This window comes from Halomonas sp. EF61, assembly GCF_040147045.1.
Taxonomy (GTDB): domain Bacteria; phylum Pseudomonadota; class Gammaproteobacteria; order Pseudomonadales; family Halomonadaceae; genus Halomonas; species Halomonas litopenaei.
Genome location: NZ_JAMSHM010000002.1, coordinates 478,591 through 503,209, shown reverse-complemented (window position 1 = coordinate 503,209; position 24,619 = coordinate 478,591). Strand labels below are relative to the sequence as shown.

24 protein-coding genes and 1 pseudogene are annotated in these 24,619 nt (G+C 57.3%); 13 read left to right on the top strand and 12 right to left on the bottom strand.

The window, feature by feature from the left end:
* Positions 1-20: 20 nt before the first annotated feature.
* The 3 genes from NFI08_RS11155 to NFI08_RS11145 are packed head-to-tail and all read right to left on the bottom strand — an operon-like array spanning position 21 to position 3,089.
* A complete protein-coding gene (locus NFI08_RS11155; RefSeq protein WP_349589387.1) occupies positions 21-1,025 on the bottom strand; it encodes a TAXI family TRAP transporter solute-binding subunit in 1,005 nt (334 codons plus the stop codon).
* A gap of 46 nt (positions 1,026-1,071) precedes the next feature.
* Entirely contained in the window at positions 1,072-1,917 is an 846-nt protein-coding gene (locus NFI08_RS11150) for a citryl-CoA lyase (protein WP_349589386.1), read from the bottom strand.
* Entirely contained in the window at positions 1,914-3,089 is a 1,176-nt protein-coding gene (locus NFI08_RS11145; protein WP_349589383.1) for a CaiB/BaiF CoA transferase family protein, read from the bottom strand. The genes NFI08_RS11150 and NFI08_RS11145 overlap by 4 nt, the downstream gene beginning before the upstream one ends.
* Positions 3,090-3,206: 117 nt before the next feature.
* On the opposite strand from NFI08_RS11145, the gene NFI08_RS11140 reads away from it, so the two are divergent.
* On the top strand, positions 3,207-3,869 hold the full coding sequence (locus NFI08_RS11140; protein ID WP_286984826.1) for an IclR family transcriptional regulator: 663 nt from the start codon (positions 3,207-3,209) through the stop codon (positions 3,867-3,869).
* Between the two features lie 115 nt (positions 3,870-3,984).
* On the opposite strand, the pseudogene NFI08_RS11135 reads toward NFI08_RS11140, so the two are convergent.
* From NFI08_RS11135 to NFI08_RS11125, 3 genes and pseudogenes are all read right to left on the bottom strand, one after another.
* Positions 3,985-4,254, bottom strand: a pseudogene (locus NFI08_RS11135) (tripartite tricarboxylate transporter permease); the annotation flags it as partial.
* Between the two features lie 146 nt (positions 4,255-4,400).
* A complete protein-coding gene (locus tag NFI08_RS22880; protein WP_502881069.1) occupies positions 4,401-4,598 on the bottom strand; it encodes a tripartite tricarboxylate transporter TctB family protein in 198 nt (65 codons plus the stop codon).
* Entirely contained in the window at positions 4,595-5,581 is a 987-nt protein-coding gene (locus tag NFI08_RS11125; protein ID WP_349589381.1) for a Bug family tripartite tricarboxylate transporter substrate binding protein, read from the bottom strand. Before NFI08_RS11125 ends, NFI08_RS22880 begins: the two co-directional genes overlap by 4 nt.
* Before the next feature lie 670 nt (positions 5,582-6,251).
* Here NFI08_RS11125 and NFI08_RS11120 point away from each other — a divergent pair.
* Complete coding sequence (locus NFI08_RS11120; protein ID WP_349589378.1) at positions 6,252-6,584, top strand: gamma-glutamylcyclotransferase family protein; 333 nt, start codon at positions 6,252-6,254, stop codon at positions 6,582-6,584.
* 390 nt (positions 6,585-6,974) lie between these two features.
* Here the strand turns inward: NFI08_RS11120 and NFI08_RS11115 are convergent, their stop codons facing one another.
* Positions 6,975-8,627, bottom strand: coding sequence for a thiamine pyrophosphate-binding protein (locus tag NFI08_RS11115; protein WP_348827782.1), 1,653 nt, complete (start codon positions 8,625-8,627; stop codon positions 6,975-6,977).
* Between the two features lie 18 nt (positions 8,628-8,645).
* On the bottom strand, positions 8,646-9,386 hold the full coding sequence (locus tag NFI08_RS11110; protein ID WP_348827783.1) for a FadR/GntR family transcriptional regulator: 741 nt from the start codon (positions 9,384-9,386) through the stop codon (positions 8,646-8,648).
* Positions 9,387-9,521: 135 nt separating this feature from the next.
* On the opposite strand from NFI08_RS11110, the gene NFI08_RS11105 reads away from it, so the two are divergent.
* From NFI08_RS11105 to NFI08_RS11085, 5 genes are read left to right on the top strand one after another with little or no spacing between them, the layout of a single operon-like run.
* The gene (locus NFI08_RS11105) at positions 9,522-10,460 is read left to right on the top strand and encodes an NAD(P)-dependent oxidoreductase (protein ID WP_348827784.1); all 939 of its coding nucleotides are present in this window, start codon (positions 9,522-9,524) and stop codon (positions 10,458-10,460) included.
* A gap of 57 nt (positions 10,461-10,517) precedes the next feature.
* Positions 10,518-11,489 carry a TRAP transporter substrate-binding protein gene (locus tag NFI08_RS11100; RefSeq protein ID WP_124802376.1) on the top strand — a complete coding sequence of 324 codons (972 nt, stop codon included), beginning with the start codon at positions 10,518-10,520 and terminating at the stop codon, positions 11,487-11,489.
* A 58-nt stretch (positions 11,490-11,547) separates the two neighbouring features.
* Positions 11,548-12,834 carry a TRAP transporter large permease gene (locus NFI08_RS11095; RefSeq protein WP_349589371.1) on the top strand — a complete coding sequence of 429 codons (1,287 nt, stop codon included), beginning with the start codon at positions 11,548-11,550 and terminating at the stop codon, positions 12,832-12,834.
* Positions 12,831-13,328, top strand: a complete 498-nt coding sequence (locus NFI08_RS11090; protein WP_253028975.1) for a TRAP transporter small permease — start codon at positions 12,831-12,833, stop codon at positions 13,326-13,328. Before NFI08_RS11095 ends, NFI08_RS11090 begins: the two co-directional genes overlap by 4 nt.
* 1 nt (position 13,329) lies before the next feature.
* Positions 13,330-13,671, top strand: coding sequence for an NIPSNAP family protein (locus tag NFI08_RS11085; RefSeq protein WP_124802370.1), 342 nt, complete (start codon positions 13,330-13,332; stop codon positions 13,669-13,671).
* 509 nt (positions 13,672-14,180) lie between these two features.
* On the opposite strand, the gene NFI08_RS11080 is transcribed toward NFI08_RS11085, so the two are convergent.
* On the bottom strand, positions 14,181-15,626 hold the full coding sequence (locus NFI08_RS11080) for a sulfatase family protein (RefSeq protein WP_253028973.1): 1,446 nt from the start codon (positions 15,624-15,626) through the stop codon (positions 14,181-14,183).
* A 135-nt stretch (positions 15,627-15,761) separates the two neighbouring features.
* Here NFI08_RS11080 and NFI08_RS11075 point away from each other — a divergent pair, with 135 nt between their 5' ends.
* The 5 genes from NFI08_RS11075 (at position 15,762) to NFI08_RS11055 (ending at position 20,102) form a co-directional block, all read left to right on the top strand.
* Positions 15,762-16,766: a LacI family DNA-binding transcriptional regulator gene (locus NFI08_RS11075; protein WP_286984833.1), complete on the top strand. Its 1,005-nt coding sequence runs from the start codon at positions 15,762-15,764 to the stop codon at positions 16,764-16,766.
* A gap of 440 nt (positions 16,767-17,206) precedes the next feature.
* Complete coding sequence (locus NFI08_RS11070) at positions 17,207-17,872, top strand: amino acid ABC transporter permease (RefSeq protein WP_253028971.1); 666 nt, start codon at positions 17,207-17,209, stop codon at positions 17,870-17,872.
* 4 nt (positions 17,873-17,876) lie between these two features.
* Positions 17,877-18,533: an amino acid ABC transporter permease gene (locus tag NFI08_RS11065; protein WP_124802362.1), complete on the top strand. Its 657-nt coding sequence runs from the start codon at positions 17,877-17,879 to the stop codon at positions 18,531-18,533.
* Between the two features lie 66 nt (positions 18,534-18,599).
* Positions 18,600-19,346 (top strand): transporter substrate-binding domain-containing protein, encoded by a 747-nt coding sequence (locus NFI08_RS11060; RefSeq protein ID WP_221621126.1) that lies wholly within the window; start codon positions 18,600-18,602, stop codon positions 19,344-19,346.
* 21 nt (positions 19,347-19,367) lie between these two features.
* Positions 19,368-20,102 (top strand): amino acid ABC transporter ATP-binding protein, encoded by a 735-nt coding sequence (locus NFI08_RS11055; RefSeq protein ID WP_124802358.1) that lies wholly within the window; start codon positions 19,368-19,370, stop codon positions 20,100-20,102.
* 130 nt (positions 20,103-20,232) lie between these two features.
* On the opposite strand, the gene NFI08_RS11050 is transcribed toward NFI08_RS11055, so the two are convergent.
* Positions 20,233-20,718 carry a hypothetical protein gene (locus NFI08_RS11050; protein ID WP_286984834.1) on the bottom strand — a complete coding sequence of 162 codons (486 nt, stop codon included), beginning with the start codon at positions 20,716-20,718 and terminating at the stop codon, positions 20,233-20,235.
* 48 nt (positions 20,719-20,766) lie between these two features.
* Entirely contained in the window at positions 20,767-21,642 is an 876-nt protein-coding gene (locus NFI08_RS11045) for an SDR family oxidoreductase (RefSeq protein WP_286984835.1), read from the bottom strand.
* A gap of 263 nt (positions 21,643-21,905) precedes the next feature.
* On the opposite strand from NFI08_RS11045, the gene NFI08_RS11040 reads away from it, so the two are divergent.
* Complete coding sequence (locus NFI08_RS11040; protein WP_349589362.1) at positions 21,906-22,793, top strand: AraC family transcriptional regulator; 888 nt, start codon at positions 21,906-21,908, stop codon at positions 22,791-22,793.
* A 191-nt stretch (positions 22,794-22,984) separates the two neighbouring features.
* Here NFI08_RS11040 and NFI08_RS11035 read toward each other — a convergent pair whose 3' ends face one another.
* Positions 22,985-24,574 (bottom strand): ABC-F family ATPase, encoded by a 1,590-nt coding sequence (locus NFI08_RS11035; RefSeq protein WP_349589359.1) that lies wholly within the window; start codon positions 24,572-24,574, stop codon positions 22,985-22,987.
* Positions 24,575-24,619: the final 45 nt, after the last annotated feature.

Below are 24,619 nucleotides of genomic sequence, written 5' to 3'. Positions count from 1 at the left end.
TCCTGACCCTTGGGCCAGTGTTATTCGATCAGACCGATCTCGCGGAAGTAGCGTGCCGACCCCGGATGCATATCGGCGGTCAAACCTGAAGTCGCTTCGTCCAGACGCAATAGGTTCAAGGCGCTGCTGGTTTTCTTGATCTCATCCAAGTTTCCCCAGAGGGATTTGGTCAGTTCATAGGCGGTATCGTCATCTAACTCGGCATCGACGACGAACATGTATGGGAAGCTCCAGAAGTGGATGTCTCCGTCCGCACTGACACGCCCCTGATAGGCTTCCTCGATCTCCTCGGTGGAGATCGTTTTCAGACGATAGTGCTCACCGGCCGTGATGTGATCTCGGAAGGCTTCCAAGTGAGCTTCATCCGGTGAAATGAACTGTAGATCCATGGTGCGTGAAGCATTGTCGATGGCCGCCTGAGGCAGGCCGCCCCACACGAAAGTGCCGTCCAGGCGATTGTTGGCCATCTGATTGAAGGCGTCGCTGTAATCAATGAACTGGGTGTCCACGTCCTCCCCAGCGCTCAGGTCATGGGCCTCGAGAAAGGCGCTGGAAACACGCCCGGCATTGCCGCCCGGCCGACCTATGGCGATGCTATGGCCACCTAGATTGCCGAAACCTTCGATACCGGCATCGGCACGTACTACGTACTGACCAGCGCTGGTGCTGATGGCGAATAGGCTCTTGAAGCCCTGATAGGCGCTGGTAAAACGCTCCGGGTCCTCGCTGAAGTTGCCCTTTCCCTCAACCGCATCGAGATAGTGAGGGGCGCCAATGACGGCGATGTCCACGCGTGAGGCTGCCAGTTGCCGAAGCCCCTTGACGCTTCCGTTATCCACCACCGTCAAACGCAAGTCACCTTCGGCATCGGCCAGCTGGTTCGACCAGGCCACGGCCAGCGCGTAGTCATCAGAGGTCTGGGAGGTGGCGCTGACGACCAGGTCTTCGGCAAAGGCGTTGCTACAGGCCAGGCATGAGGTGATGGCAGTAAAGCCGACCAAGTGTTTGAAAGAATTGTTATTCATGATGTCATCTCCATTTCGAGGATGGCGTGCTACGTTGGTCAGCGGCCTAAGCTGACGTTTCGGGAGTCGTGTCATCGACGCTGCGAGGAGGATGGCCGCCGTACTGCCATAGCCATCCCTTGGGCATGGGGCCTTTGTTGCGTCCTCCCTGACACTTCTGTTCCCACGCATGGGCGAGGATGCCCACGGAACGGGACAGGCAGAACAGCCCTCTGGCGAGCGGTGCAGGAAATTCCAGTTCGGCATAGATCGCTGCCGTGGCCCCATCGATATTGAGGGGGATCGGTTTCCCTTTCGCTTCTGTCAGTTGGCGTTCGATCTCTCGAGCGATATCGGCGTAGCGACCGTCGATCTCATTGCGTTCGGCGGCCTCATCGATCAACTGCAAGAGACGTGGTGCTCGAGGGTCGATGGGGTGAAAGCGATGCCCGAAACCTGGCACGATTTTGCCGTGGCAATCACTCCAAACAGACAGCCCGGCTCTTGCGGCCTCGGCCAAGGACATGCCGCTCGTGAGGCGCTCATCGATTGACTGGTAGAGCTCTACCGCTTGCTCGCCTGCGCCACCATGGATATCGTCGAGTACATTGACGGCCGAGGCCATCGCGTTGTTGAGGCTACTGCCACAGGTCATGGCCATGCGTGCGATGGCGATGCTGGGAGCCTGAGGGCCGTGATCCACTGCGCTCATCAGCGCCGCTTCCAGCAAAGTCGATTGGGGTTGAGTCGGCAGCTCGCCACGGGTCATCAGCCAGACCATCTCGGCAAAACCAATGCGACCGATCAGCTCCTCGATGGGATAGCCGCGATAGCGGATCTCCCCTGGCGTCATGTCGATGATCTCGGTGTGCCACCACTTAGCGGCCTGAGTATCTAGAGTGTCCTGGGTCATGCGTCTGACTCCTCAGAGCGGTTGGAGTGGTGTGGCCCGAACCAACGATCGTTATCGGCGCCAAGATAGGGTGGAGGCGTTGGTACGCGAGGGGCCTTGCCATCAAAGCGGTAACCGCCGCTCACGATCTCGAGAGGTCGGCCAATGCCGGCCTCATCGAAGCGCTCGATAAGTCCCCTGTCGCGGACCTGAGGATGGTTGAGTGCTTCCTCTACGCTGTAGACAGGGCCGGCTGGCACACCTTCATCCACGAGGGCGTGCCACCAGTGTTCGGTGGTGTTCTCGCTCAGCGCGGCTTCGATCAGGTTCTTCAGCTCCTGACGATGCTCGAGCCGTGCCTGACGCGCTGCGAAACGCGGATCCTCGATCCACTCAGGATGCTGGAGCAGTCGACTCAGGGCTTCGAATTGCTCCTGTTTGTTGGCGGCGATATTGAGCAGGCCATCGCCGGTGCGAAAGGTCCCCGAAGGACTAGCAGTGACGTTGTCATTCCCTATCGGGGTTGGAGCGCGGCCTGCAACCAGCAAGTTGGAAACCGCCCACCCCATGGTCGCGAGCACGGACTCAAGCATCGAGATATCGATAAACCTGGCTTGGCGTTCGGCCTCTGCCAAGGCGGCATTGATTGCCATGGCTGCCGTCAGCCCTCCAATCGTATCAGCCAGTGGATAGCCAACCCGGTAAGGTGAATGATCAACGTCCCCCGTAATGCTCATCACCCCCGACATGCCTTGAATGATCTGATCATAGGCAGGGAAAGTAGATAGAGGTCCGTCCTGCCCGAACCCGGATATGGCGCAGTAGACGAGGCGAGGGTTGACGTCCTTGAGCTTGTCGAACTCGAGGCCTAGCCGTGCCATTACACCAGGGCGAAAGTTCTCCACCAACACGTCGGCGTCCTTGACCAGGGTGATGAATTTTTCGCAGTCTTCAGGTTGTTTCAGATCCAGGGTGACGGACCCCTTGCCTGCGTTCTGTGCCAGGAAGGACACTCCCATGTGCTCCCGATTCAGTACGGCATCAGCGCCCAGCTGCCTGGCTAGGTCGCCGCCGTCGGGCCGTTCGACCTTGATCACTTCGGCGCCCAGGTGGGCGAGTTGGTGACAGCAGAATGGCCCTGCCAGGACATTGGTTAGATCGAGGACTCGATAGCCCTTGAGTGGCGTTGACATGGAGTTGCCCCTAGTAGAACAGATTTCCCTAGAGAGAATAGTTAGCTCTTTGCAGTGTTGCAACCTGGTTTCGCCTGTCGCAACATCATGCTTTGGTCGCACACAATGGAGGCATCAGTGGCCACAAGACGCGTAGAGGCGGTAGAACGCGCCCTGACTCTGCTGGAAAGCTTCGATGAAACTCGCCGTGAGTTCTCACTAACGGAACTGTCCAAGGCGACGGGCTATCACAAAAGCACCATCTTGCGCCTGATGGCGTCTCTCGAGATCTTCGGCTTCGTGGTCAGGGATGAGCGAGGGATTTACCGTATCGGCCCCGCTTGTGCACGTCTCGCGCCGCTGGCCGGAGAGGGAGTGCGCCTCGAGGGCTTGGTGCGCCCAATACTCGACGCATTGCGCGATGCCAGTGGTGAAACGGCATCGTTCTATATCCGGGACGGCGATGAACGAGTGTGTCTATATCGGGAAAATGGGCGGCACGAGCTTCGTCATCACCTGGAGCAAGGCGCGCGTCTTCCCCTGGATCGAGGGGCTGCGGCACGCGTGTTACGTGGGGATAGTAAGCCCGACGACGTCCAAGTATCGATGGGAGAACGAGAACCTTCGGTGGCGGCCGCTGCTATCGCTATTTGCCATCCTAGTGGCGAGTTGCTGGGCGCCCTGGCACTATCCGGACCTCGCGAGCGCTTTACCGAAGCGCTTGAACGACACCGCGACGTTTTGAGAGAGAAGGCAAAAGCGCTAGAGGCATGTCTCCCGCGCGGTCCACTTTCCTTTTAACTCCTCTCACAGGGGGCGCTGATAAAGGTGCGGAACGTCGGCCCAAGACTAATCACGACGAGGCCCGGTTTAGGATGTAGCTGCTAAGCCGGGCCCTCCTGCATGATTCCAAGCCTCAATCGCCTTTGCTGACGGCCTTCGTCTCGGATGCCATCCGGTGTCTCATCAGAGGTCCCATGATATAAGGCTGCACCAATCCAAGCCCGGCGAATATCCACAGGCCGATGGCCAGGCCGCTGTCCCACAGGATGGTCCAGTCACCGCTGGAGATGTCCATGGCGTGGCGCAGGTTCTTCTCCATCTCCGGCCCCAGCAATAGGCCGAGGATGATCGGAACCAGCGGAATCTCCAGCTTGCGCAGCAGATAGTCCGCCACGCCGAGGGTTAGCATGGGCTCCAGGGCGACGCCACCGGAGGCATAGGCTTTGAGCGGTAGGGCGCCCACCGCCAGAAGGGGGATCAGGATGAAGCCAGCGGCTGCAGCAGTGCGCTGTAGATGATCAGCAGTTCGACGCCGGTACGTCCCCAGGGCTAGGTGTTATCCGGGTCGGGGCGCACGATCAGGTAGAGGCTGGATACTGCCAGTACTGCGGCCAGCAGGTGGGGAAAGGTCTCGGGGCCGACGGCCTCGGCCCCGCCGAACGGTTCGGGTAACTGGGTGGCGCCCCAGCCGTACGCGACGGCCAGGGTGATCAACAGCGCCCCGAAGGTGCGGTCATTGAAGGTCATTGCGGAATCAGCCCGATATCCTTGGAGAGGGTCTCGATGTCGTCGATCTGTTCCTTGACGAAGGTTTCGAACTCGCCAGCACTCATGTGGAACGGCATCAAACCGTTCTGCCGCATGACCGTTTTCCATTCCTCACTCGCGTACAGGCTGTCCATGGCGTCAATCCAGTACTGCTCGGCTTCGTCGGAGATGCCTGCAGGCATGTAAAAGCCGCGCCAGTTGGGGCCAACCACATCGATGCCCTGTTCCTTAGCGGTAGGAAGGTCGCTGAATTCGCCCGGCAGGCGCTCGTCGGACAGCACCGCCAGGACCCTCAGGTCACCGGATTCCAGGAAGCCCTGAGCCTCGGAGATGTCGCCGGTGAAAGCATCGACATGCCCGCCGACCACTTGGGTCATGGCCTCCCCGCCGCCGGTATAGGAGAGGTACTTGATATGTGGCAGGTCCGAGATATCGGCTTCCTGGGCCATCATCAACACCTTGAGGTGGTCCCAGCCACCCTTCGAACTGCCACCAGCGAACGTGACTGCCTGTGGATCGTTCTGCAACGCATCCACCAAATCCTGCAGGGACTGGTAAGGCGCGTCGTCGGCCACCGCGATGACGCCGTAGTCTGCCCCTAGAGCACCGATCCAGTTGACCATCTCGACATCGAGCCCCCGGAACTGTCCCTGTGCCAGGCGGGTAGTCGTGGCGGTAGAAGCGGCAACCAGCAGTTGGTCGTCGCCCTCACGCTTGCTGACGACGTGGGCGTAGGCCACGCCACCGCTAGCCCCTGGCATATTGACCGTCTGTACGCTGCGGGGCACCAGATCCAGATCTTCCATCACGTTGCCGACACTCCGGCAAGTGAAATCCCAGCCACCGCCAGGATCAGCAGGTGCCAGGCACTCTACCTTTCCTTCCGGTTCAAAAGCATGGGCTTGGGGGAAGCCTGCTGCAGTGAACGATGCAGCGATGAGGAGACGTCGAGCTGTTCTCATGGTAATACCTCAAGCGGTTGTGTTTCTCTTGTTAGAACTTGTTTTGCCTGAGGGAACCTAGGTGTGCGATTGACATCCGTCAATATCGGACTGTATAACCAAGACCAAAGTCTAAAGTTTCTGTGCTATTTCAATTCTTGGAGCGTTTCCCGAAATTCGGACTAAGTACCTAGCTCTGGTTGGATTGATAAGGTCCCATCTTCATGAGCGAAAGACGCCTGGGTGACTGAGTCATCTGGGCTATAAAGACGCCTCCAAGCCCGGACGAAGGCATCAAGGAGATCTCACGAGCACCGGTGAATTTCTGGATCGAAACCGAAGCTGGCAAGCGGGTGACGGAACGCGGGCATACTGTCACGAAGGACGCTGCCTGGTTGGGGGGGGGCGGTTACTATCTCTGCCTGTGAACGTTCTACGAATCGGATGCGGCCGTGGGACGTCGATTTACGGTGGGGTGCCGGCGGCGTTTCATGCAGTGCCAAACGGGTGTCTGAAATGCTGGAGGATTCAACCTTTGCCGCTGTACCTTCCCGGTTCGATGCTAACTCCTGCTTGCAGGGGGCAGTCCTCCCTGAGGAGTGTTGTGGCATGTCATCGTCTTTACAGGGTTGCCCGATCCGGAGTATCGCCGACAAAATTAGCCGTTTAACTATTGAGAGGGAGGTGCGTTTTGGCACACCTGTTTATCTACGGGACCTTGGGGCCGGGCGGACCCAACGAACACGTCATGCAGGCCATCGGCGGCCATTGGCAACCGGGCAGCATCAAGGGCCGCCTGCGCCAGGCGGGTTGGGGCGCCGAGATGGGCTTCCCTGGCCTGGTGCTGGAAGACGCCGGCGACGATATCCGAGGCCACGTCTTCGTGTCCGACGCACTACCGGAACACTGGGCGGCCCTGGACGAGTTTGAGGGGCCCGAGTACCAACGTACCCCGGTCACCGTCAGCCTCGATGATGGCGGTAGGGTCGAGGCCTACGTCTACGCCCTGCGCAGAGAGGCCTGACGAGGGGGCTGATCTCACCCCGCGGTGGTGTGGAAAGGCGCGTCAAACCGGCCTGATGGTGCGTATTGCCCGTACCGCAAGATCACCGGCTATCGAAATACGTGTGGCGAGCTTTTCGCCTTGGCGGTGGATCACTTACCAGTGAAAGGTCTGTGAAATACCATCCTCGCTCGCCGCATTGCCATAGCCCAAGTTGTGCATCAGATGCCATCAAGCTAGCCGATCCCGGGCCGCGAGCGCAGCTTTCTGCGCGAGCAGCTGGTTCCTATTAAGTGCAGCTTGATACTGAGATGCTGCTGCGGCCCGGCAGGGGTGTCGGGGTGAATCAAGCCTACCCTGGCGATGGCAGGGCAGCTTCCTGTCCGTGCGGGTATCTCTTGGCTACTGCCTTCATGGACGGGCCAGGGTCAGCTTGGGCGACAGGGCGTGTGGGTCTACCTTCAAGTCTAGGATCGCGGGAACCCCTGCCTCTCTGGCTGCCTGCAGTGCGGCTGGAAATTCGCTATCGCTTGTCACGGTTGCGCCAAAGCCCCCGTAACTTCTGGCGAATGCAGCGAAGTCGGGATTGTGCATTCGTGTTCCCGAGGGGCGGTCCGGATACTTTCGTTCCTGATGCATGCGAATGGTGCCGTACATGCCGTTGTTGGACACCAGAACGATGACATTTGCGCCGTACTGACAGGCAACACCAAACTCTTGCATCACCATCTGAAAGCAGCCATCCCCTGCCAGGCAGACCACGTCTCGCTCGGGGTGGCGCAATTTGGCGGCGATCGCTGCCGGCAAGCCGTAGCCCATTGAGCCACTGGTGGGGGCAAGCTGGGTGGGCCAGTTGCGATAGCGATAGTAGCGATGAAGCCACGCGGAGTAGTTCCCGGCACCATTTGTCAGGATGGCATCCTCACCGAGCGCCTCGTTGAGGTGAGAGATGACTTGTTCCATCTTCAGGTCACCGGGGCTCTGCTGTAGTTGCTGCCACTCCTCGTAGTCCGAGCGCGCGCCGGTGATCCATTGATCACGCGGTGACTCCGGCGACCTTGCTGCATCGGCCAGCTGACAGACGAGCTCGGCAGCGTTCGCGACGACGCCGAGGGCCGGTCGATAGACACGACCAATTTCCGCAGCGTCTGCGTGGACGTGTATGAGGGTCTGTCGCGGCAGGGGAGGCGTCAGCAAGGTGTAACCGCTGGTCGTCATTTCACCCAGTCGAGCACCGAGTGAGAGAATGACATCGGCATTCTTGACGCGTTCCGCGAGCTTGGGGTTGATGCCGATACCAACGTCGCCAACATAGTGTGAATGTCGGTTGTCGAGATAGTCCTGGCAGCGAAAAGAGGCTCCCACCGGTAGCGCGGCCTTGTCGGCAAATCGTCCGAGCGCATTGGCGGCTTTCTGGGACCAGGGCCCACCGCCGACGATAACCAACGGGCGTTCGGCCTTCGCCAGCATGTCGACAATGGCGCCGACATCGCTCTCAGCCGCCTTGCCCGAAGGTAGCGTGGCAGCCGGTACAGCCGGGGCGCCAGTGTAGTCTGATGAGAGGATGTCCTCGGGAAGTGCGAGCACAACAGGACCCGGACGGCCGCTTTGAGCGACATGGAAGGCGTGGCTTACGTACTCAGGAATCCGGTCGACGCGATCAATTTCCGCGACCCATTTTGCCAATGGATTGAACATGGCCCGGTAGTCGACTTCCTGGAAAGCTTCTCTGTCGCGCTGATCGCTCGCCACCTGCCCAATGAAGAGAATCATGGGCGTCGAGTCCTGGTAGGCGACATGTACGCCACAGGAAGCGTTGGTGGCGCCGGGGCCCCGCGTGACGAAAGCGATGCCAGGACGCCCGGTAAGTTTCCCATCGGCTTCGGCCATCAGCGAGGCCCCGCCTTCGTGTCGCGTCACGATGGTGTCCACGCCGGAATCGAAAAGCCCATCAAGAGCGGCCAGGTAGCTTTCTCCAGGCACACAAAATACCCGCTCCACCCCTTGTGCCTCGAGGGCTTCGACGAGAACTTTTCCACCATGACGTGACGGTTGTTCACTCATAAATCTAGACCCTTGTTCTTATAGAAAGTCTTCGCGAGCTGCCAGACGCTCAGCCGCGCGTTCGAAGCGTAGGCGTGTCGCGCTGCGAGCTAGCGATGCGTCTTGTATTGCCAGTGCATCTCTCACCGCGCGGTGTTCATCCAGAATGGAAGGGCCGAATTCAGAAGCCGCTGCATTCTTCAGAAAGGCCGAGCGCAGGTTGCTCTGTATATTCCCCTCAATCATGCCGATAACCTCGACATAATATTCATTGTCAGAAGCTTCGGTAATGCGCCGATAGAATTCGAGCTCGGTGTCGACTCTTTGCTCAAGCGCTCCATCTGGACCGAGTGCGTCAAGTCGCTCGATTTCTGCAAAGAGATCTTCTAAAGCCTGCATTTGCTCAGCCGTGCGTGTTCCAGCGGCAAGCGCCGAGGCCCCTGCCTGCACCTCTGCTCTAAGCTGAAGCAACTTTATGATCTGCTTGCGTTTTTCGAAACATCCCGGGCTGATGCGAAACGCCGAACGATTGGTGGTTTCCGTAATAAAAGTGCCGACGCCACGTCGAGAGTCGACGACGCCATCGTACTTGAGAAGCGAAATCGCCTCGCGGATCACCGTGCGCGCAACGCCAAATTTCTTGGAAAGTACCGCCTCGGTGGGAAGGCGGTCGCCAGGCTGAAGCTGGCCTCCTTCGATCGCCTTGGTCAGGGCTACCGCGACCTCATCAGGTAGCCGGCGAGGGCGATCAATACGCCCATAGATTTCAAAATCCTGCATTGGGATGTCTTCCTGATCGTCTGAACAGCTCAAGCCGCGACGCGTCGTTGAAGCGTAGGCCATGCGACCTGCAAGGGGCTAGTGCGACAAAGGTAGCACTAAAAACAGTTGTCAGACAAACAGGCTTGAACTAGCTTGAGGTCCACAGAACACAAGAGCAACAAGGAGAAGGTAATGGCAGGGCAACGTATCGGGTTTGTCGGTCTGGGTGGCATGGGGAGAGGGCTCGTCAAGAATCTCTGCCTCAAGGGCCACAGGGTTACGGTCTACGATCTGGATCCGGAAAGGGTCGCCAGAGCGGTCAATGAAGGCGCGGTAAAAGGAGGCTCGGTCGGCGAGATCGCCTCAGAGTCCGATATTCTTGCCGTCTGTATCACCACCGCAGAAGCGGTCCAGGCGCTCGCCCTCGGACCCGATGGCGCCTTGGCCAAGTTGCCTAAGGATGCCATCTTTCTGGACCACACGACGGTCTCGGTCGAGCATGTCGAGCTGATGCGCAAAGCGTGTGAGCAGGCCTCTGTTCAATACGCAGAAGCCCCAATGACCCGCACTCCCGCTCATGCTGAACGTGGTGAGGTCAACGTCTTGTTTGGTGGCGATGAGGCACTGCTGGAGCGACTGCGCCCCGTCTTCGGTGCTTATGCAGAAAACATTTTTCATGTGGGTCCCGCCGGACACGCGACACGCTTGAAGTTGATCCATAACTACATTGCCTTCGCCAATGTGGCGTCCTGGTGCGAAGGCTTTGCCCTTGCCGCGAAAGAGGGGCTCGATATGTCAAAGGTCATCGGGATTATCTCGGCGGCTGGTGGCAAGTCGGGGATGATGGACCTTTATGGCAACCTGACGCTCCAGCGTGATTTTACGCCACACATGTCGTTGGAAAATGCTCAGAAAGACGTTCGTTATTATGCCGAGTGGTTGGAACAGGCAGGTCTTCCGGCTTTCATGGCGCAGTCGGTGCACAACACCTATGCCCTCGCTTCGATAATGGGGCACGGTAACGAAGGTTGCACAGCCGTGATCAAGGCATATGAAGAGCTTTCTGGCATCGAAGCTTGCCTGAAGGAGTAGGCGCTCACTGATGTAATGAAACAGCACTGATAGCTATAATGAGAGGAAGATTGTACTATGTATTATAATAAAATCCTTTTCGGCACGCTCGCTTGCATTCTGTCAGCCTCGGTTGAAGCGCAGGATGTTACGTTACGAATGGCACATTTTGCTGCAGAATCTCATCCTGCCCATCAGGCGGCGTTGGCATTCGCAAAAAATGTTGAAGAAAGAACAGAGGGTGCGGTATCTGTCGAGCTATATCCCGCAAACGAGCTTGGCTCACCTCCCGAGCAGCTTGAGCAAACCGTTCTCGGTGTCGTCGATATGAACTTGCCGACTCAGGGGGGATTGGACAAGTATGTAAAAGCATTTGGTACGGTAATGACTCCCTTCGCCTTCGGCAGTTACGAAGAGGCTCACAACGTCCTTGACGGTCCCTTCTTTGAGTGGGTTGCGCCACAGCTCGAAGAGGAGGGGCTGGTCATGCTGTCAAACTGGGAGTACGGGTTCAGAAATATCACCAATAGTGTCAGGCCGATCGAGAGCCCCGAAGATGTGGACGGCTTGAAGTTGCGCACCCCGCCAGAATTGCAGATCGTCGCAGCGCTTGAGGCACTTGGTGCATCAACCGCGCAGATTGCCTTCCCCGAGCTTCCCAATGCTCTTAATCAAGGGGTCGTTGACGGGCAGGAAAATCCCATCAGCGTTATCTACCACTTCAACTTTGACGAGTTGCAGGACCATCTGGCTCTGACACGCCATGTCTACAACTCCATGGTCCACGTGGTCAATAAGGACACCTGGGATTCTCTTTCCGAAGATCAGCAGTCCATTGTCCGTGAGGAAAGTGTCGCCGCCTCGACGATGATGCGGGACGCCGTCATCGCACAAGAGGAGAAAGATATTGCTGCCCTCAAGGAGCGAGGCATGCAAGTGACGGATCCCGACTCGGCGATGTTTGTTGAGCTGATGGGGCCGGCCAGAGATCGCGTTTCAGAGTATGTCGGTCAGGAAAACATGCAAACATTCCTGAGCTTCCTGGATTAATCTCTACGGCACGGATTGGAGCGCTGGACTGCGCTCCAATCCGTATGGGGTGTGCTATATGCTGACATTCGTCATCCTTGGAGCTCTTGTCTCTTTGATTGGTATCGGGCTTTCGGTTGCTGCTGCGCTGGGTCTGATTTCCGTTGGTTTTTATTCCCTGCAGGGGGACTTTGATATTCTGGCGATGTTGCCGCAACGAATGTTTTCGGCAACCACCGGTTTTACGCTTCTAGCGATACCGTTTTTCATCCTGGCCGGTAATCTCATGAACACGGGAGGGATTACTCACCGGATCTTTCGTTTCGCCGATGCGTGTGTCGGACATATTCGTGGTGGACTTGGGCAGGTAAACGTTCTGGCGTCACTCTTCTTTTCCGGCATGTCTGGTGCCGCTGTGGCGGATGCGGCCGGGCTTGGGCAGGTTGAGCTCAAAGCGATGGCGGATCGAGACTACGATCCGGACTTTTCTGCGGCAATCACGGCGGCCTCATCCACCATAGGGCCAGTGTTTCCGCCATCCATCCCCTTCGTCTTGTATTCATCGATCACTGGGGTGTCGGTAGCCCAGCTTTTTCTTGCAGGCGTTGTGCCAGGTGTCCTGATGGCGCTGGCCTTGATGCTGGCGGTTTACGTTCACGCCTTGCGCCACAAGATGTCCCGACGGGACCATGTCGATTGGGCCGAAATCGGCCGTAGTTTCCTGTCTGCACTTCTATCGTTGCTGACGCCGGTGATCATTATTGCGGGGATATTTGGTGGCGTGTTTACACCGACCGGGGCGGGGGTCATGGCCAGTGCCTATGCCATGTTTTTATCAATGGTTGTCTATCGTGAAGTGAAGGTAGCCGACCTTCCCGAGATAATCTGGGAAACACTGGTCCATACGGTACGGGTCATGTTCGTTATTGCTGCCGCCGGCTTCTTTGGCTGGCTGTTGATACACCAACGCATTCCCAATCAGTTGGTGGAGACCATGCTTTCCTTCTCCGAGAGTCCAGCAATAATAATGGCTATTATCGTTGCTATCTTGCTGGTCCTGGGGATGTTTCTGGAAGGTATCGCGGTCATCGTACTAACCGTGCCTTTGTTTCTTCCTGTCGTAACACAGATTGGCGTTGATCCGGTGCATTTCGGCGTGATCATGATCATGTGTTCAATGGTCGGTTTGCTGACGCCTCCCGTGGGTATGGTTCTCTTTGCAACATCGTCGATTGCCAAAATCAGCGTCGGCCGCTTGTCGCGTGCCTTGACGCCTTACTTGATTGGTCTTTTCGTGGTGTTGATGGCCGTCGTCATGATTCCAGCGATATCGACATGGCTGCCTGATCTGGTGATGAACTCATGAATAAACTTGATCGAGTGGTGGGCCAACTCCTGCGCGCGATTGCCTCGTTCTGTTTGGCAGCGTTGTTCATCCTGCTGTTTTCAAGCGTCATTGCGCGCAGCTTTCAACTTGCGAGCTTCGCATGGCTGGATGAGGTGGTAAGGGGCTTGTTTTCCTGGATGGTATTCATGGGCTCCGCTGCCTTATGGCGAGAGCGGGCACACTTCAGAGTAGATTGGCTCGAGCAGGTGATAGGGCAAAAGCGTGCGGCCCCTTTGCTCAGGGCCTTTCTGGCATTTCTATCCCTTGGGTTCATGCTCGCCATGACGTGGTACGGATGGGAGCTGACGGCACGGAGCAGTGCAGTAACGCCTGTACTGAACCTTCCGACGGGGCTTTTCTATGCCGCTATCCCCATCTCGGGAACATTGATGATGATTTACTCATTGCGTGATCTGTTTGAATCGATCGCGGACGTTAAAGCGCCATTTTCTACCATGATGAAGGAGAAGTAAGATGATCTACGATCTAAGAACATACACCTGCCGCCCGGGTACCATCAAGAAACACATGAAGCTCTATGAAGACCACGGGTGGAAGGTACAGAGTAAACACCTGGGTTATCCCGTTGTTTATGGGGCGGTTGAAACGGGTGATGTCAACTCCTATGTTCATGTGTGGATGTACGAGGATGCGGCCGACCGCGCAGCCAAGCGCCAGAAGCTACAGGCAGACCCGGAGTGGAAAGAATATCTCGCGAAAAGCGCCGAGGCGGGGTACCTGGTCAGCCAGGAGAACAAGATACTCGTCGCCGCGCCTTTCTTTGATCCCTTTCATGTAAAGAAGGTCGAAGGGTAGTACATAGGAAATAGTGACTTTTGATGTGATCGACTTTTGATGGAAATACTTTCTAGTCGATTCGAATATATGTTTCGATATGGCAATGGGCTCCTTTTCTCACCGAGATAGGGAGCTTTTTGTCGAACTGGGGAATTGATGTCGGGGACCGTGGGTCGATGAAGCGGTTTCACACTACGTTTTATTTCCTGGCTGTGCCCGCCGACGAACTGCCAGAATCTCCCAGTGAGCTTCGTGTCGGGATGACTGCGTGTCCTCGCATTGCGGGCGGGGTCGATCGCCAAGGGGGCGCGCCATGCAATGCCATCGATCCAAAGACGTGAGGCGCTCCACCATGACAGCGGACTCAATGAGCCAACAGATGGTGGTGTCGTTCCCTTGTCTGGCTGAAGCGGCAATCAGGCTGAACCGGTTGCGTGAGCCTGACCGCCGTTGTCACCCAGTTTCGGCCCGATGGCCAAGCACCGAGTGAGTGATTCGCCCTGGTGCCCTGGTGTTTCAGCCAGTGGTTAGAGTGTCGGCCCGGAATCCTCGCCACCGCTGCTCTGGTAGAACCAATCATCGGCGAAGGGTGCGCCATCGGTATCGTTGGCATCGACGCGGGCAATCTGACCGCGGCCGAATACCGGCTGTTTGGTGCCATCTCTGGCCGGGTCGACGTACTGCTCGAACCACGCAACCATGCGCTGCTCCAGCTCTGCCGCGATATCGGCATGCTCGGGGGAGTGGATGAGGTCGTTGAGTTCGTCCGGATCCTCGGTCATGTCGTAGAGTTCGTTGGGCCAGTCACCCACGCGCCAGATAAACTTCCAACGGCTGTCGCGGAGCATTCGCACGGGTCCATATTCGTCGAACACCACGACATCCCGGTCTTGCGTGTCATCTGGCCCCGTCAGGATGGGCAGAAATGACCTTCCAGGCAGATTGTCGCCGACCTTCGCATCGATGCCGAGGTACTCGAGCAAGGTCGGGCAGAAATCGTAGTGACTGACGAGTGCCGTCGAGGCTCTTGGTGTGATCTTGCCGGGCTGGGCCATGATGAAGGGCACGCGAACCGCCTGGTCGTACATATTCTGCGGGTAGGTCGCGTTGCCTTTGCCGTAGATGCCGTGGTGGCCAAGGCTCATGCCGTTGTCGCTGGTGAAGATGACCAGAGTATCTTCGGTGAGACCGAGATCCTCGAGCCTGGCCAGGACCCGTCCGATCGCCGCGTCGGCTGCGGTCAGTGAGGTGCAGTAGCCCTGGATCATCTCGTTGACGTCTTCCTGGGGATAGACGCCGTTGTTGATCTGATCGGGATGGCGCGGCTGGCGAGGGAAGGTGGAAAACTCACAATCGTCGTACTGGCTCCAGACCTCGCGTGGATGCTGTGACTTGTGCCAGGGCCGGTGGGGAGCGGAAAAATTCAAGGACAGGAAGAAGGGACGGTCTTCTCCGGCACGGGACTCGAGATAGTGGGTCGCCTCGTCGGCCAGGAAGTCCGTAAGATAACCCGGGACTATCTCTTCGACGCCGTTGCGGTACATTCTGGCGCCGTAATAGCTGTCGGAGCCTTTCGGCATGGTGATCCAGTGGGTGAATCCTTTCTGGGGATGTGCGCTGTCACCCAGATGCCACTTGCCGATCAAGGCGCAGTCGTAGCCGTTGTCATGAAGCACGTCACTGAATCCCAGCATGCCTTGCAGGTATTCGACGGACCTGTCGCCATTCTTGTCCTCGGAGCCCTGGCGGATCCAGTCGAGCACACCGTGCTGCGACGGGATGCGTCCGGTGAGTAGCGAGGCGCGGGCAGGGGAGCACACCGGAGAAACACAGTAGCAGTTGACGAAATCCACTCCGCTACGCGCCAGAGCGTCGATATGGGGGGTCTGGACTTCCTGATTGCCGCGCGTTCCCAGGCTCCAGAAGCCCATGTCGTCGGCCAGGATCATTATCACGTTGGGTTGCTTATCCATATTGTTCTCCTCGCATGCGTGATGGATGACTGTAGAGCGAGATTTGGATAGACGTAAATAGAACGATCTAACTAGGTGTTAAGTGAGCTAGTATTTGCGGCAGGACAGCGGCATGATTGAGAAAAAGGAGGTCCGATGCGTAAGAAAGTGACGATGGAGATGGTGGCCAAGGCGGCCGGTGTGTCTCGGGCGACCGTTTCGCTTGTCGCGCGAAATTCGCCACTGGTGTCGGATGCGACTCGCGAGCTGATCACCAAGACCATGAAAGATATGGATTATGTCGCTGATCGTGCGGCCGCTCGACTGCGCAGCAACAGCAGCGGTACGGTGGGGCTGATCGTTCCAAACCTGATTAATCCGTTTTTCATTGATTTCCTGGCGGGCGCCGAGCGGACCATGGCCGACGAAGATCGGGTCATCCTGTTGGCCAACAGCTATGACGACACGGAGCGTCAGGAGGATATCCTGCAGAGGTTCCGGGAGCATTCGGTCGATGGCATCATCCTGTGTCCGGCCGTAGGCACCCCACCGGAGCTGCTTTCACGCATCGCCAACTGGGGCATTCCGGTGATCCAGGCCATGCGCGCGGTCTCTCCGACCGAGTCTGACTATGCCGGGACCGACAACGCCAGCGGAATGCTTAGCGCCGTTCGGCATCTGACCTCCCTTGGACATCAACGCATTGTTTTTGTGTCTGTTTCGTCCAGGTCGTCGGCGCGGGCCGAGCGGGTTGGCGCCTTCCATCAAGGGTTGGCCGAGGCCGACGGAGTCGAGGGAACCATCATCGAGACCGAGTTCTCGCTCGACGGCGCCATCGAGGCGGGGGGCCGCATCAAGGACGAAGCCGCTGACGCCACCGGCATCATCTGCTTCAACGATATCGTCGCTGCTGGGGTGATGCAGGGGCTACGCCAGAGCGGCGCAGTACCAGGCGAGACGCATGCCATCATCGGCTTTGGCGATCTGCCCGTGGCGCGGATGGCGTATCCGCAGTTGACGACGGTGGCAACGAATCCCGGCAACACCGGATCGAGCGCATCCACTCTTTTAGCGCGCCGTCTGGGCAAGCCGGATGCGCCTTTCGAGCGTGTTCTTACCGTTCCCTCCCTGGTGGTTCGCGGTAGTACCTTCGCCCTGTAGTGGACAGTCGACGGTAGTGCTTACAGGCTACTTCGCTGTTTCTGCTTGCTATTTTTCGTCTAAATCACTCTCGCTGGAGCGGCTCGGTGCTACCGGCGAGTGGTGGTGCGATCCTCCTTCGCCCTCCCGGTAGTCTCCCCTTGTCGGCGCTTGCTGCGGTATCGCCGACCCAAGCGCCAGGAGGCCTGAGATCTAGGCTTCTACGACTATTGATATCAAGCCTGGCGCCCGGCGAGTTTCCTGCTGTTCCGGCGTCGAAGAAGTTCTCTAATACGCCAGAAATAACCATGTTTAACAGTGCTGTAGGTTCATATTCGACAACGCTAACGGATTGCTTGACGAAGGTGCCGGCAGCGATGGCCCTTGGCGTGAACCGGCCTCCTACCTTGACATTGTGTAAGGTGCAATTTAGAACGATATAAACAACAAGGAGGACAAACATGTACGATTTCAATTTTCAGCCAGTCTTCGCGAGCTGGGATGCGCTGCTCGTCGGTGCACTGCTGACCATTCGGCTATCGGCCACCGCGATGGTGTTCGGGCTGGGGATCTCGATTCTCGGTGCCGTCGCCCGCACGTCACATGTTCGACCCTTGCGAATGATCGTGGCGTCCTATGTCGAGGTCATCCGCAACACGCCCTTCATCGTACAGATCTATTTCATCTTCTTTGGCCTGCCGGCGGCTGGCATCACGCTTTCCCCGAACACCGCGGCGCTAATGGCGCTGACGATCAACGTTGGCGCATACGGCACCGAGATCGTACGATCCGGTATCGAAGCGATTCCGCGCGGCCAGATCGAAGCGGGGCGGGCGTTGGCACTCAGCCCGTTCAACATCTTTCGCCATGTGGTCATCAAGCCTGCGCTTCGCACGATATATCCCTCGCTGACCAGCCAGTTCATCTATCTGATGCTGATGTCGAGTGTGGTCTCGGTCATCTCGGCAAGCGACCTCGCTTCTGTCGGCGCCGACATCAACGCTGCGACCTTCGCAAGCTTTGAGGTCTATCTGGTGCTGACCGCCGCCTACCTGGCGATGGCGCTGGGCTTCTCGGGCGTATTCGCGCTCATCCGTCGCAAACTCTTCACCTACCCTGTGAGCTGACGCCATGATTCGTGAATTCTCGACCGCCGACATACTTTTCATGGCCTCCGCCGTGCGCTGGACGCTCTTGCTGTCGCTTATCGCCTTTGGATGCGGCGCGATTGGGGGCTTGCTGATCGCCGCCATGCGTACCTCCGGCTACAAGATGGTGAGCACTGCTGCAGCCTTGTATATCCAGTTGTTCCGGGGCACTCCGCTGCTCATGCAACTCTTCCTGATCTATTTCGGTTTCTCGGTGTCCAGCTTTCCGGTCAGCCCCCTCACCGCTGCCGCGGTGGGCCTCACCCTGCATGCCAGCGCCTTCCTTGGTGAAATCTGGCGAGGCGCCATCGAGGCCGTGCCGGGTGGGCAGACCGAAGCGTCGAAGGCCCTTGCGCTCAGCTACGTCAACCGGATGCGTCATATCATCCTGCCCCAGGCGATCAAGATCGCCACGCCCGCCACCGTCGGTTTTTCGGTACAGCTGATCAAGGGCACCTCGCTCGCCTCGATCATCGGCTTCACCGAGTTGACCCGCGCCGGACAGATCGTCAACAACGCCACGTTCTCGCCGATTCTGGTCTTCGGCACGATTGCCATTTTCTATTTTCTGTTGTGTTGTCCGCTGTCGATGTTCGCCAAGCGACTCGAAGCGCGGATGAGACTCTCAACCGTTCGATAATCCCCTAAGGAGCATAAAAAGATGATAAAAATAAAACATCTTGTCGCCAGCACCGCCTTGACCCTCATGGCCGTCGGGACACAAGCATCCGCCGTCGCTGCTGAACTCACCGACATCCAGGAGTCCGGCAAGCTACGTGTCGGCATGCTGGTCGATTTCCCCCCCTTCGGTGTGCTCGATACATCAGGCAATCCCGATGGCTATGATGCCGCCGTGGCAACCGAACTGGCGGAAAGCCTCGGCGTCGATTTGCAGATCGTGCCGGTGACAGGGCCTAACCGTATCCCTTACCTGCTGTCTGGCCAGGTCGACGTTCTTGTGGCGTCCCTTGGCATTACACCGGCTCGTTCTGAAAAGGTGGATTTCTCTGACCCTTACGCGGCCATCAGTATTGCCGTGTACGGCGATGCGTCCAAGGAAGTCGAATCGAAAGCGGACCTGGCCGACTACATCGTAGGCGTAGCCCGGGGCTCCACCCAGGAGAAGGGCGTCGTCGAAGCGGCCCCGGAGGGCACGGAAATCCGTCGCTTCGATGATGGTGCCGGTGCAGTACAGGCGCTGATGTCGGGCCAGGTCGACCTTCTAGGCGCCTCCAACGTAGTGATGGGAGAAGTGATCGCCGTCACCGGTGGTCGTTTCGAGAAGAAGCTCGATCTGTCCAACCAGCTCCAGGGTATCAGCGTGGCGCCTGGCTCCGACGAGCTGCTGGAGCAGATCAACAGCTACCTCGCCCAGATCAAGTCCGATGGCACCCTGAACGACATCCACCAGGAGTGGCTGGGTGAGCCGCTTCCGGATTACCTGAACAAGTAAGCCAATAATTGGGGACTGCCAATGTCTGCACAAGCTGTCGTGATGCAGGATGTCGTGAAGTACTACGGCGAGTTTGCCGCCCTGACTGACGTCAACCTGTCCGTCGAGTCGGGTGAGCGTATCGTCATCTGCGGCCCATCCGGGTCAGGGAAGTCCACCCTGATCCGCACCATCAACCAGCTCGAAGAGATACATTCGGGCACGATCGTCGTCGACGGGATCGAGCTTACCGCGGGAGGCAAGAACGTTGCCAAGGTACGCGAAGACGTCGGCATGGTGTTTCAGAGCTTTAATCTGTTTCCTCATATGACGGTGCTGGAGAACTGCATCCTGTCACCGATGAAGACCAAGAAGGTCAGTCGTGCCGAAGCCGAGAAGACCGCTCGTCACTACCTCGAACGAGTCAAGATCCCCGAGCAGGCCGACAAGTATCCGGCGCAGCTCTCCGGTGGGCAGCAACAGCGCGTGGCCATCGCTCGGGCTCTGTGCATGAAGCCACGGATCATGCTGTTTGACGAGCCGACCTCTGCGCTCGATCCGGAGATGGTGAAGGAGGTACTGGATACGATGATCGATCTGGCCGGGGAGGGCATGACGATGATGTGCGTGACCCATGAAATGGAATTTGCCAAGGCCGTGGCCGATCGTATCGTCTTCATGGACGCGGGCAAGATCGTCGAGATCAACGAACCGACCGGGTTCTTCACCAACCCGCAGAACGAACGGCTACAGAACTTCCTGGGTCAGATCACCTGAGCTGACAAAGGGCCAGGCCTCCCTGCCGGTGCGTCGGCAGGGGGCGTCCTGCTTGGAGCAGAGGGACGCATGGCCTTCCATGCAAGGTGAGTGCTTTCTCTCCGGTTGAATACTCGCCATGGCAAGGGTGTCAGTACACGTAGTAGCGTATTCCCGATGTGAAGATGCTTTCATACTCTTCATCCGGGGAAAATACGTAGCTCGGGACGACCTCCGAGAAGACCGAAATATCGATCGGCGTCATCAGCTCAATGCCGATGGGAAGCCTGACTCCCCAGCGTTCGTTGGTATTGTTGCTCTTGTTCTCGAAGCCGTAGTCTTCTTGTCCTTTGAGCAACATGATCCCTGCGCCGGCGTAGAAGATGGGAGTTATACGTGCTAGCAGGTCCTTGGGTGATGTGTACAGGTGCGCATTCAGATGAAGCATGAATGAGTCGTCAAAGTCTGTGTGGGCGCCAAGCTCTGCACTGAAGTTTTCGTAAAATGCCTTGTCCGAGTAGTGTAGCTGTTCGTTGTTGTAATTTGCGATGCCGATGCCAAAGTGTAGCGTATCGCTGGCCCCCATGGTTGGCGCAAGGAATAGAACCGTCGCGATCGGAAGGGTCATGATATGCATTGCTTTTGCTCTCTTGTTTTTTCTGGTTTTTTCGTCTTGTCGAGATTTTTATATTTGCCATCCGATAGATGTTTCTTTTTCTGAGACTGCCCATAATTTCTCGGCGACGGCCCTGTCCCAGACAAATGGTTTGATCTCACATTTTCCGACTGGCCCTATCCAGTTAAATAAGCCGGAAGGACCATAATAAGCTTGCTGTTCGAGGTTTTTAGTGGTGGCACACATCACTTCCGGGTAGGCGCCTCTTTCCGCTGTTTGCACCATCGGTGATTTTGCCATCAACGAAAAGATCAAACGTGACGCCACATTGGCCTTTTCGTTTATCAGGGAAGTCCGGGATGCACCAGGATGGCACACATATACTTTTATGTTTTTCCCTGCCTCTGTTGTTCTTCTCTGTAACTCGTAAGCAAATATCATCTGAGCTAGCTTGCTATGGCAGTAAGTGCTGTTTGGGTGGTAATTCTTGTTCCAGTTCATATCATCGAACTGGATGGTTTTTAAGCCCATCTTGTAGCCTTCACTGCCAACTACGACTATGCGCCCGTTCGAATCATCGATTCGCTGGTAGAGCAGTCCACAAAGAAGGAAATGGCCGTAGTGGTTTACGCCGAGATGACTTTCAAAACCATCCTGAGTAAATTCCTGCCTGGCGACCTGTGCAATAGCACCGTTGCAGATAAGGGCATCAATTCGGGGGAGCGTTGCCAGTACTTCTGCCGATGCTTTACGCACCGAGTCAAGCGAAGCAAGATCCAGTCGAACGAACGTTGCTTGTACCTCTCTACCGAATTCTTGTTTCAGTGCTGCTATCGCTGCTTCCGATTTTTCGACACTACGATTCATCATCACCACCCCGGCGCCTTTGGACACCAGAATGCGCGCCGCCTGAAAGCCCGTACCTGAGTTGGCTCCAGTAATCACATAGGTGTTTCCCTGCAGGGACTCGAGTTGATCTGGTGTCCAGCCCTTCGCTAGGGATTTTTTTGTACACATTTTCGTGTCTCCAATTCTAGCCAGACCGACTAGTCAAACAGTGTCTGAAGTTTGTGGTGCCAATGATAACTCTCGGCCATGCGTGAATGTAGACCAGATAATCTCTAAAACATGCCTATTCGTATCACTTCGTTGACTTTGTCTCTTTTGGTTGATAGTTTTCTTCCACTAAGTTATTCGAGTTTTGTCGAATGAGCAGGCACAAGATAAAAGCGCTTGTCGAAAGCAAGTTTCACGAAGATGGGGTGATGGAAACGGGGGTATCGGGCGTTCAGATATTCCGTGTTACTGAGGCGCTTCATTGTACTCCTGCCGTCTACGAACCTAGCGTGATCGCGATCGTAGGCGGTTCCAAGGAAGCCATCGTGAATGGCAGGCGATATGTGTATGACAGCAGCCAATACATGTGTTGCCCCATTTCGTTGCCGGTCGAGGCAGGTACCCCGGCTGCCTCCCCAGAAGATCCCTTGTTGGGTGTGTCTATTTCCCTGAATACGAAAGTGATGAAAGAAATAGTTATTCAGGTAGAAAGCACTGCAGCGGGGGCTGAAAAACCTCGTGGGGATTCTTTGTCGCAAAGCGTATCGCTTGCCCGATGGGATGATGGATTTTCTGAAGCACTGTTACGCTTGTTGCAATTAGGTGATAGCAAGACGCAGACCGAGGTTCTCGGAGAAGGGCGCCTTCGCGAGTTGTACTATGCTGTTTTGATGGGAGATGCCGGGGCTTCGGCGAGGCTCGCTTTTGGAGTCGGCAACGAGATTGCCAGAGCCATCGAATATTTACAGTCCCGCCTCGATGAAACTATCACCATTGACGAAATCGTTTCGTATGTGGGGATGAGTCGTGCTGTTTTTCATCGAAAATTCAAGCAGGCGACCACGATGTCACCCATTCAGTTCGTGAAAACGATGCGGCTGAACAGCGCCGCCATGAAGATTGCTGCGGGAATGAACGTGAGCGAAGCGTCAATGGCGGTCGGGTACGCAAGTGCTTCGCAATTCAGTCGAGAGTTCAAACGACTGTATGGAAAGTCCCCCAAGCAGTGGAGCCAATACCAGGCGCTTGCCAGGGGCTAGAGAAGTGGCAGGCATTCAGGTTTCAGGAGGAGAGCCCCAAGCGAGAGCGCCGAGCGCGTAATACCTGCTCGCCATTGTCTTGCCCGCTGCGATGGGTATCGATATTGGGTCGACCACGAGGTGATCTCGCTGAAGGCGGTAAATCCGGCTCGCAGGGCAGCACGTGCTGCCCTGCGTGTGTGAGTGGTAACTTATCCGAACACGCCCTGGCTACGCAGGTAGTCGTCGTAGCTGCCGCTGAAGTCGACGATGCCATCGTCCTTCATCTCGATGACGCGGGTGGCCAGTGAGCCGACGAACTCGCGATCGTGGCTGACGAAGATCAGGGTGCCGGGATAGTGCTCGAGCGCCAGGTTGAGCGCCTCGATGGACTCCATGTCGAGGTGGTTGGTGGGCTCGTCCATCACCAGCACGTTGGGGTTCTGCAGCGAGAGCTTGCCGAACAGCATGCGTCCCTGTTCGCCGCCTGAAATCACCTTCACCGACTTGCCGATATCATCATTGGAAAACAGCATCCGCCCGAGGGCGCCGCGCACGATCTGCTCACCGGCGGTGGTCCACTGCTGCATCCATTCGAACAGGGTTTCGCCCCCCTCGAAGTCCGCCGCGTGGTCCTGGGCGAAATAGCCCACTTCGGCGGCGTCGGTCCATTTGACCTCACCGGCGTCGGGCTCCATCGCGCCGACCAGGCAGTTGAGCAGGGTGGTCTTGCCGATGCCGTTGGGGCCGATGATGGCGACCCGCTCTCCGGCTTCGATGCGCAGCCCAAAGCGCTCGAACAGGACATTGTCGTCCCAGGCCTTGGACAGCGCTTCCACTTCCAGCGCCTGGCGGTGGATCTTCTTGTTCTGCTCGAAGCGAATGAACGGACTGATCCGTGATGACGGCTTGATCTCGTCGAGCTGGATCTTGTCGATCCTGCGCTGGCGTGAGGTCGCCTGCTTGGCCTTGGAGGCATTGGCCGAGAAGCGACTGACGAACTGCTTCAGCTCGGCAATTTCTGCCTTTTTCTTGGCGTTTTCGGACTGCAGACGTTCACGCGCCTGGGTGGCCGCGGTCATGTACTCGTCATAGTTGCCGGGGAACAGCTGCAGCTCGCCGTAGTCCAGATCCGCCATGTGCGTGCACACACTGTTCAGGAAGTGGCGATCGTGGGAGATGATGATCATGGTCGACGAGCGCGCACGAAGAATGTCCTCGAGCCAGCGAATCGTGTTGATGTCCAGGTGGTTGGTCGGCTCATCGAGCAGCAGCACATCGGGGTCGCTGAACAGCGCCTGGGCCAGCAGTACGCGCAGTTTCCAGCCCGGTGCCACCACACTCATCGGCTGGTCGTGCTGTTCAAGCGGAATCCCCAGGCCCAGCAGCAGCTCACCGGCACGAGCCTCGGCGGTGTAGCCGTCGAGCTCGGCGTAGCGGACTTCGAGGTCTGCCACCGCCATGCCGTCTTCTTCGCTCATCTCGGCCTGGGAGTAGATGCGCTCGCGCTCAGCGGTCACGTTCCAGAGTTCTTCGTTGCCCATGATGACGGTGTCGATGACACGTTCGTCCTCGAAGGCGAACTGGTCCTGGCGCAACTTGCCCAGGCGAGTGGTGGCGTCCTTCATCACCTGGCCGCTGGTCGGCTCGAGGTCGCCCCCGAGGATCTTCATCAGGGTCGACTTGCCACAGCCGTTGGCCCCGATCAGACCGTAGCGGTGGCCCTGGCCGAATTTGACAGAAACGTTTTCAAACAGCGGCTTGGGGCCAAACTGCATGGTGATGTTGGCGGTAGAGAGCACGGCGGAGTATCTCGCGGGATGAACATGAATGAGAGACTTGGGCCG

Bases quoted from the DNA above. Each gene is read 5' to 3' on its own strand.
- NFI08_RS11155 (WP_349589387.1), bottom strand. From the start codon at position 1,025: ATGAATAACAATTCTTTCAAACACTTGGTCGGCTTTACTGCCATCACC.
- NFI08_RS11150 (WP_349589386.1), bottom strand. From the start codon at position 1,917: ATGACCCAGGACACTCTAGATACTCAGGCCGCTAAGTGGTGGCACACC.
- NFI08_RS11145 (WP_349589383.1), bottom strand. From the start codon at position 3,089: ATGTCAACGCCACTCAAGGGCTATCGAGTCCTCGATCTAACCAATGTC.
- NFI08_RS22880 (WP_502881069.1), bottom strand. From the start codon at position 4,598: ATGACCTTCAATGACCGCACCTTCGGGGCGCTGTTGATCACCCTGGCC.
- NFI08_RS11125 (WP_349589381.1), bottom strand. From the start codon at position 5,581: ATGAGAACAGCTCGACGTCTCCTCATCGCTGCATCGTTCACTGCAGCA.
- NFI08_RS11115 (WP_348827782.1), bottom strand. From the start codon at position 8,627: ATGAGTGAACAACCGTCACGTCATGGTGGAAAAGTTCTCGTCGAAGCC.
- NFI08_RS11110 (WP_348827783.1), bottom strand. From the start codon at position 9,386: ATGCAGGATTTTGAAATCTATGGGCGTATTGATCGCCCTCGCCGGCTA.
- NFI08_RS11100 (WP_124802376.1), top strand. From the start codon at position 10,518: ATGTATTATAATAAAATCCTTTTCGGCACGCTCGCTTGCATTCTGTCA.
- NFI08_RS11095 (WP_349589371.1), top strand. From the start codon at position 11,548: ATGCTGACATTCGTCATCCTTGGAGCTCTTGTCTCTTTGATTGGTATC.
- NFI08_RS11090 (WP_253028975.1), top strand. From the start codon at position 12,831: ATGAATAAACTTGATCGAGTGGTGGGCCAACTCCTGCGCGCGATTGCC.
- NFI08_RS11085 (WP_124802370.1), top strand. From the start codon at position 13,330: ATGATCTACGATCTAAGAACATACACCTGCCGCCCGGGTACCATCAAG.
- NFI08_RS11080 (WP_253028973.1), bottom strand. From the start codon at position 15,626: ATGGATAAGCAACCCAACGTGATAATGATCCTGGCCGACGACATGGGC.
- NFI08_RS11075 (WP_286984833.1), top strand. From the start codon at position 15,762: ATGCGTAAGAAAGTGACGATGGAGATGGTGGCCAAGGCGGCCGGTGTG.
- NFI08_RS11070 (WP_253028971.1), top strand. From the start codon at position 17,207: ATGTACGATTTCAATTTTCAGCCAGTCTTCGCGAGCTGGGATGCGCTG.
- NFI08_RS11065 (WP_124802362.1), top strand. From the start codon at position 17,877: ATGATTCGTGAATTCTCGACCGCCGACATACTTTTCATGGCCTCCGCC.
- NFI08_RS11060 (WP_221621126.1), top strand. From the start codon at position 18,600: ATGGCCGTCGGGACACAAGCATCCGCCGTCGCTGCTGAACTCACCGAC.
- NFI08_RS11055 (WP_124802358.1), top strand. From the start codon at position 19,368: ATGTCTGCACAAGCTGTCGTGATGCAGGATGTCGTGAAGTACTACGGC.
- NFI08_RS11050 (WP_286984834.1), bottom strand. From the start codon at position 20,718: ATGCATATCATGACCCTTCCGATCGCGACGGTTCTATTCCTTGCGCCA.
- NFI08_RS11040 (WP_349589362.1), top strand. From the start codon at position 21,906: ATGAGCAGGCACAAGATAAAAGCGCTTGTCGAAAGCAAGTTTCACGAA.